7 protein-coding genes are annotated in these 7,071 nt (G+C 65.9%); 6 read left to right on the top strand and 1 reads right to left on the bottom strand.

The window, feature by feature from the left end; translation table 11 throughout:
• From DFR69_RS35115 to DFR69_RS33875, 4 genes are all read left to right on the top strand, one after another.
• Positions 1 to 767 (top strand): tetratricopeptide repeat protein (locus DFR69_RS35115; RefSeq protein WP_146229225.1); only part of this gene is annotated, 767 nt, incomplete at its 5' end.
• A 1,139-nt stretch (positions 768 to 1,906) separates the two neighbouring features.
• Positions 1,907 to 2,461 carry a hypothetical protein gene (locus DFR69_RS33880; protein WP_146229224.1) on the top strand — a complete coding sequence of 185 codons (555 nt, stop codon included), beginning with the start codon at positions 1,907 to 1,909 and terminating at the stop codon, positions 2,459 to 2,461.
• Positions 2,462 to 2,641: 180 nt separating this feature from the next.
• A complete protein-coding gene (locus DFR69_RS08025; protein WP_110036908.1) occupies positions 2,642 to 3,262 on the top strand; it encodes an alpha/beta hydrolase in 621 nt (206 codons plus the stop codon).
• A 484-nt stretch (positions 3,263 to 3,746) separates the two neighbouring features.
• Complete coding sequence (locus DFR69_RS33875; protein ID WP_146229223.1) at positions 3,747 to 3,935, top strand: hypothetical protein; 189 nt, start codon at positions 3,747 to 3,749, stop codon at positions 3,933 to 3,935.
• A gap of 465 nt (positions 3,936 to 4,400) precedes the next feature.
• Here the strand turns inward: DFR69_RS33875 and DFR69_RS08020 are convergent, their stop codons facing one another.
• On the bottom strand, positions 4,401 to 4,604 hold the full coding sequence (locus tag DFR69_RS08020; protein WP_110036760.1) for a hypothetical protein: 204 nt from the start codon (positions 4,602 to 4,604) through the stop codon (positions 4,401 to 4,403).
• A 657-nt stretch (positions 4,605 to 5,261) separates the two neighbouring features.
• Here DFR69_RS08020 and DFR69_RS35510 point away from each other — a divergent pair.
• Both DFR69_RS35510 and DFR69_RS08005 read left to right on the top strand, forming a co-directional pair.
• Positions 5,262 to 6,446 carry a hypothetical protein gene (locus DFR69_RS35510; RefSeq protein WP_110036758.1) on the top strand — a complete coding sequence of 395 codons (1,185 nt, stop codon included), beginning with the start codon at positions 5,262 to 5,264 and terminating at the stop codon, positions 6,444 to 6,446.
• A gap of 84 nt (positions 6,447 to 6,530) precedes the next feature.
• Positions 6,531 to 7,013: a hypothetical protein gene (locus DFR69_RS08005; RefSeq protein ID WP_110036757.1), complete on the top strand. Its 483-nt coding sequence runs from the start codon at positions 6,531 to 6,533 to the stop codon at positions 7,011 to 7,013.
• The last annotated feature ends 58 nt before the right edge of the window (positions 7,014 to 7,071 follow it).

The raw sequence follows: 7,071 nt of genomic DNA, 5'->3' as shown, positions 1-7,071 counted from the left end.
CCCTTGCGCGGATGCTCCTTGAACGTGGTGAGTTGGCCGAAGCCGAAACCTGGTACCGCCGTGCTTCCAAGGCCGGCAGCACGCTTGCGATGCATAACCTCGGGTGGCTACTCGAGAACCGTGGCGAGTCGGCCGAAGCCGAAGTTTGGTGGCGCCGTGCGGCCGAAGATGGCAGCGACTTCGCGATGAACAGCCTCGGGTGGATGCTCATGGAACGTGGTGAGTTGGCCGAAGCCGAAACCTGGCTCCGTCGCGCCGCCGAAAACGGCACTACGCTCGCGATGTACAGCCTTGCGCGGATGCTCCTTGAACGTGGTGAGTTGGCCGAAGCCGAAACCTGGTACCGCCGTGCTTCCAAGGCCGGCAGCACGCTTGCGATGCATAACCTCGGGTGGCTACTCGAGAACCGTGGCGAGTCGGCCGAAGCCGAAGTTTGGTGGCGCCGTGCGGCCGAAGATGGCAGCGACTTCGCGATGAACAGCCTCGGATGCAAGCTCATGGAACGTGGTGAGTTGGCCGAAGCCGAAACCTGGCTCCGTCGCGCCGCCGAAAACGGCAACACGCTCGCGATGTACAACCTCGGGTGGCTACTCGAGGACCGCGGTGAGTTGGCCGAAGCCGAAACCTGGCTCCGCCGCGCCGCCGAGAGTGGCGAAGTGCTCGCGATGCGCCACCTCGCACGAACGCTTGAGCAGCGCGGCGAGTCGGCCGAGGCCGAAACTTGGCACCGGCGCGCCGCTGAAGCCGAACGCGCGTCAGGGCAGTGAGCGTCTAAGAATTGACTAGTTTTCAACAGCAACGCGACCTCGCCCGCCCGAGCCTGTCGGGACGTCGAAAAGTGTCGCGGATCCTGGCAGCGAGCGGATTCGTGTCGCACCCTGCTATCCGGTGCGTTGGCGGTCGGGCCGGAAACCGACCAGGACCATGCCTCCCAACAGGGATCCGGCTTCGACTACTGAACACCAGTCTCGAACCACTGCCTAGCAGCTCTGGAGGGCGCGCGGTTGGGTAAGCGCAGGCTCCGACTCGTGACGAGTCGGAGTTCGAAGATATAGCCGATGAAATGGGCTAATACGGTCACCCGAAGGTCGGAATGTTCGACAGTCGTCGACGGGTCCCGCTCTGCTGGAGGAGTCCCAGCACCCACCATCAGATCGGAAAGTCCATGGCCGACAACACCAGACCTGCGCGAGATGACGCGCAGCACCCGCTGCGAACCGAACTGGCCCGAGCTGGACGGTCCACGACCGCAGCGTCCCCGCGAGGTCGCGCTTTCGCTGAAAGCATGGTCGGCGCTACGCTCGGCCGACTGTTGGGCAAGTTGGGCGAAAGGTTTCTCGACCAGCACGACTGGTTCGATTTTAGCTAAGGGCGCTTCACAATGTCTGGAAAGTCCATCTCGGCGCGGGACAAGTACCTCGCGCGGTGGCGTGCGCTGTATTCGGCAGCTGGCAGCCCCTCACCGACGGTGATCGCCAAAGCGACTGGCGGGCAGGTGTCGGCAAGCACGATAGCGGGGTGGGTGGCCCTGGACGATTCCGTAGTGATCCCACGGGACCAGGCCGGATTCGAAAGGGTGCTGCTTGCTTTGTGCGCCATGGCCGGCACGACTCCGGCGGCCCGGACTCCCGATAGACGGACCCTCGCGACTTGGCAGACCCTACATCGCAACGCTCGCCGCAGCCGACCCCCAGAAGCGCCGACCACGATCGAAGATCCCGACGTGCCCGCAGATGGCCCGGGGGGTCAAGTTCATGTGTCTGAGCAATCGACCGCAGTACCACTGAGCGCTACCGATGGCATGTCTGGCCGCGGCCCTGGGGGGCCGCCCGCAGCCATTGCAGGCCCTCCTACGCGGCGCTCCGGGTGGAGGTACCTACTGCTCGTCGCTGCGGCATTCGTGTTGATGATCCTGCTCGCCGGGGGAGATCACCGCTCGTACCCCATTGAGATCCTAACGAACCAATCGATCGAACCTGAATCATCGAAGTCGTCGATGTCAAGCGATCAGGCTCTCGAACTCGCGGCTCGTCAACGAGGTGCCGAAGATCGCCGGTACTTGCCTGCCGTCGACCTCGTGGGACATGGCACGGTCGACTTCAGGGTCAAATACACAGCAGACGTCGATGTCAGCGGTGTGGCGATCAGGTTGTGGCTGCCCGATCAGCTCCAGCTTGAGCACTCGAACTTCGGCATTCTCAACTCGAACAACCCGGGTGGCGCGGTGCTCTCAGAGGCCTCCGTCAGCGAGTCCCTTCAGGAAGTACAAGTCGAGATCGGGAGCTACGTAGCCGGCTCCGATGCTCTTGTGGTGTTCCCTGTGAACCTACGTCGCCCGCAGGAGCTTCCATGCGGGACGAGTGTGTACATGGTCAGGGCAAGCGTAGGCCGCGCGACCACAACCGATCATTTTTCGAACGTAGTGCGACTGAGCTACCACCGGGACGGACCCGGCTGCTGAGTACCTGCCAGGTGAGGTGAGTCGGTAGACCGGCACCAACCCTCGATGGGCGGTTTTCCGAACGATTCGTCCCGGGGGGCTGCCTCCGAGCCCTAGCGAGTCGGTGTTCGGCAAACGGTCGTTTCCGAACATGGCGCTCGCGCCAGAATGGAGTTGCGCGACGTCCGTAGCCTTACTGGTATGTCGATACCGACACATACCCACCGCTTCATAGTCGGGACAGGTGCTGCCAGGCGACCGCTCGTTCTGCTGCATGGTTCTCATGGGAACGAATCCGACCTGATGGCTCTGGCCGCCGAGCTCGCGCCGGGCGCGGCACGGCTCGGAATCCGCGGAACTGTCGACATGAATCCCGGACATGCCTTCTTTCATCGCCGACCGGATCGCAGTGTCGACGAGGCAGACCTTGCCACCCGAGCGCCGAAGTTGGCGGAGTTCATCGCGACCGCTTGCGCAAGCTACGGGATCGCAAACCAGCCAGTGGCCGTTGGCTTCTCCAACGGAGCGATCATGGCTGCCGCACTGCTGATGACCCAGCCGGATCTCCTGGCGGGAGCGATCTTGTTCCGACCGCTCCTGCCCTTCAGCAGCGAACCGCAGTACCGCCTGGACGGCACGCCTGTGCTGATAGTTGACGGAGCGAAGGACACCCGCCGGTCCCCAGGCGATGGTCTGCAGCTCGCCCGCCAGCTACGCCATGCCGGCGCGGCCGTCACGTACCACCTGCTGCCAGTCGGTCATGCAGTGACTGCCGAGGACTCAGCAATCGGAAGCGGATGGCTTCAGGTACTCGACCTGTGATCGAAGGAGATCGGGAACTCACGCAAGCCGCTCCCGACGACGCGGGTTCACCAACGGGTGGCCGGAAGTCAGCACATGCAGACGGTCGTTTTCCGAACACCCGCCGCGAACTTCTTGTCAGCCAGCTTCCTCGGGGTTGCCCTCGGCCTCCTCGTTGAGTGTGATGCTGGTCTCTCTTTTGGGTTGCCGACTGCTGTCGTTCGATGCAAAGAATTATCAGCGATTATCAGCGATTGTCGTTTGGGAGCGATTTCGGCGATCGCTACCGCGCTGGGTTCTCACCACAGGTTTGCGCGGTGACATAGACTCTGTCCGGGAGTTCGATCGTGGACGGTTCCACGGGAAAACTCCTGCCGCATCTGTGATCTCGCACCGCCGATACTGCGGGTGGCGAGCTCCGGCCATGGGCCGTAGCTTCCCGTCCTCCGTATCCACCGTGAAGGACAACTTCGCGTACGTGAGGCAGTGAGGAAGGTGAAGGCCGATGGTCGGTCGCCACCGTCGCAGAGCCGCTGGCATGATCGTGCGGACATGGAAGAAGGTTGCTCCGGCAACCCAGTTCATCCGGAACACCGTCCAGATCGTCGCTGGGTGCCTCGTCGTAAGAGACGAAGCCGCCAGCATGATCGAGATCATTGCTGACGGCATCGCGGCTATGTTGTTGTTGCCCTGACGAGTTCCTGATCTAGGGGCAACGTATGGACAGGGCCCTCGTGTGAGCGCTGCAACGCTCGGGCGAGGGCTTTGTTCTGTCCGATCAGTAATCTACACGTTTTACGTCTCAAATTATACCGATGACAAGCCCCTGGCACGTTTTTCCCTTGTCAATCAGCAAGGGTCGAGTCCGTGTCGGGCTCGGTAGCCCGTCCAGCCGCGTGCGGCCCGGACGTGAAGTGCGTTGGCCTACTTCGCGGCGGTGAGGTCGACGACCGAGTCGCCGGCGGCGTTGGTCTGGACCGGGGCGATCCCGAGGGACGACGGACGAGGAAGTCGCGGAGTTCGTCGGGTGGCCCGTGGACAAGGTCAGTGCCTGTTGAAGTGAGTGAGCGCGTCGGCGCCTGCTGTCCCAGGAGAGTCTCGGGTCGGCCTTAGCCCGTGGTTGCGGGACATCCGGCCTGTGTCACGGGAGCCTCGCCGATCAGGGAGAAAGCTGATCGGCGAGGCCGGGGTGACTGGTGCATCCCGGTTCCGCCGCGGGCGTCGCCCGCTCGGCGGCCGGTTCGCGACTGCGCAGGTGCTTGGTCTGGTCGAGTACTTCGAGCGCGCCTTCGCGGCGGGCCTTGTCGGATGTGCTGGCCGCGACGAACTGCGCGGCACCCCAACCGAACCCGAACAGGAGCACTCCGTGAAAGACACTCGCACCCACGACGAGGACGCCGTCATCAAACCGGGAGCCAAACTCAGCGGCAACGATTACGTCGTGGCGACAGCGACGACCCGCCCGGCCGAATCCTGTTGGTAGGCAGAACGTGGCGCTGCGCGCACGGCTGCACCATCTGCGTCGAGTGCGCTGAAAGCTGGGAACTCGACCACCATGTGGACTACGAGCTGACTGGCGGCGAGCGACGACTTCGCGAGGCCCTCGACACCCAACCCGCCACCGGCAACACAGAACGTGCCGAGGCCGACTCCGGCGAACCCGGCACCGACACGGCCGACTTGCCTCTGGCGCACCCGCGACCGGCTCGTGCGTCGAGTCCGCGGCTCGCGTGCCACGCGCCCGCGGCGAGGTCGCCGGCCTGAGGCGCCTCGCCATCCCTGAGTCAACACCGGCGACTCGAATTCCGCTCGCGTCGAGGCTATTACGGAATCGGACGAGAGTAATTCGCGACCGGAACCAATTTCCACATTCCGCTTGACATCACACGCCCTATCGAGCGGTCATGGAAACCGGAACGGCACCGACCGCCCGGGGAAATCGCCCCGACCGGCGCGCATTCCGTCCCCCACTCGGGGACATCACCGAATTCACCAAACCCATTTGTTGGAAGGAACCCCCATGTCGAAAACCAAGAACGCCGCCGGGGCCACCGAAACGGCCGTACCCACCCCGGAAAACGGTTCGCGGTCGGTGCCAGTGCCGCGCCGCGACAGCACCTGGGCGTTGTGGGCGGCGCTGCGCGCCCACCCTGACAACACCACCGCCGCGCTGGCCGACATCGCCGGGATCGGCCAGTCCACCGCGCGGCGGCTGCTGCCCCAGTGGGAAACCGCCGGGTGCGCCCACTCGCACACCGACCCCGCATCGCCCCGCGCGGCCAAGACCTGGACCCAGGGCACGGGCACACCCGCCACCATCGAACCGGACCCGGCCCCCACCGCGCCCGCCGATCCGTGCCCGGCCGAACCCACCGACGCGGGCCCGGCCGAACACACCGATCCGAGCGCGGTGTCTCCTGAGACGGCCGAACCGGGCGGATCGTCGCCCGAAACCGCCGACCCCGCAACCGAATCCGCCACCGTGTCGGCGGCGGAGGTGCCCGCGTTGCACAGCGCCGAAGCTCGGGCGCTGTGGAAGGCGCTGGAAACCCACCCCGGCAGCACCACCGCCGATCTGGCGGAAATGGCGGCCATCGGGACCATCGCGGCGCGGCATCTGCTGACGGAATGGGAACTCGCCGGGGCCGTGTGGGCGGCCACCGATCCGGGCAAGCCCCGGGCTGGGAAGAGCTGGACCGTCGGAGCGAAACCCGAACCGTCCCCGGCCCCGGCCGCGCCGGAAGCGGCGGCCACCACACCCGCCGAACCGGAGCCCGCACCGGCCGACCCCGTGACTCCGGAACCCGTTGTGGCCGAACCCACCGCGCCCGAACCGGCCACCCCCGCCGAACAGGCGGCCCCGGCCGACCCCGCGCCCGGCACCACCCCGGAGACGGCGGCAGCCGCCCCCACGGGCGACGATCCCGCCACCGTGGCCCCACAATCCCCGGCGGCGGCCCACAGCGGCGCTGCGGGCGACGCGGAGTCGACGGTCGAACGCCTGCCCGCCGGTGCGCTGCGCGGGCAGGTCGAGGACTTCCTGCACGAAAACCCCGGAAAGGAGTTCACCCCACACCAGATCGGCAAAGCCCTGAACCGGTCCAGCGGCGCGGTCCACAACGCCCTGGTCAAGTTGACCGATGGCGGGACCGCGCGCCAGACCAGCACGGCCCCCAAGAAATTCACCCTCGCGTCCCGAATCTGAGCGATGCCGGAATCCCCGGAGATGGTAGCTCCGGGGAGTCCGACACCGCCCTCTCAATCTAACCTTTGAGAAAGGTGCTCGACTATGTACTCCACCCCAACCCCCGCCATCCTGGGTGCGGCCCTGTACCGGGTGTTCGCCGACTCCAGCCAGGCACCCGACGGTCTCGAGCTGTGGATCTCCATCGCCGAGACGGCGGTGCGGGAGCTGCAGATGCCCGTGCTGGCCTCGCTGGTGCCGTGGGTGCCGATCGCGTTGCGCTACGAGCAGGTGAGGACCGACGGTGAGTTCTTCCCGCACAGCGGTGCGGTACGTGTCATGACCGGTCCGTTGACCGGCACCCTCTACGGCGACCTCGAGACCGCCGCCCGCGAGGTGGTCGTGGCGACCCTGGACCAGCTGCCCGAACAAGACAGCGGGGACAGCAGCGACGGCGGCAGTGACGGCGGCAATGACGGTGACGAGCAGACTGTCAAGGTGTACAGGGCGTTGCCGTCGTGGCGGTTCCGCAACGGCGGGGGCCCGGCCGCGCCGGGCCTGCGCGCGGTGCCGCCGCTCATCTCCTGACCCGCCTACTCGCTGAAACGGCCCGTGGTGCCGAGCATTCCGCTCGGCACCACGGGCC

Origin of the sequence: Nocardia neocaledoniensis (assembly GCF_003182135.1) — a bacterium.
GTDB classification, from domain to species: domain Bacteria; phylum Actinomycetota; class Actinomycetes; order Mycobacteriales; family Mycobacteriaceae; genus Nocardia; species Nocardia neocaledoniensis.
This window is presented reverse-complemented; position numbering and strand designations above follow the sequence as displayed.

Bases quoted from the DNA above. Each gene is read 5' to 3' on its own strand.
- DFR69_RS08025 (WP_110036908.1), top strand. From the start codon at position 2,642: ATGTCGATACCGACACATACCCACCGCTTCATAGTCGGGACAGGTGCT.
- DFR69_RS08005 (WP_110036757.1), top strand. From the start codon at position 6,531: ATGTACTCCACCCCAACCCCCGCCATCCTGGGTGCGGCCCTGTACCGG.
- DFR69_RS33880 (WP_146229224.1), top strand. From the start codon at position 1,907: ATGATCCTGCTCGCCGGGGGAGATCACCGCTCGTACCCCATTGAGATC.
- DFR69_RS33875 (WP_146229223.1), top strand. From the start codon at position 3,747: ATGGTCGGTCGCCACCGTCGCAGAGCCGCTGGCATGATCGTGCGGACA.
- DFR69_RS35510 (WP_110036758.1), top strand. From the start codon at position 5,262: ATGTCGAAAACCAAGAACGCCGCCGGGGCCACCGAAACGGCCGTACCC.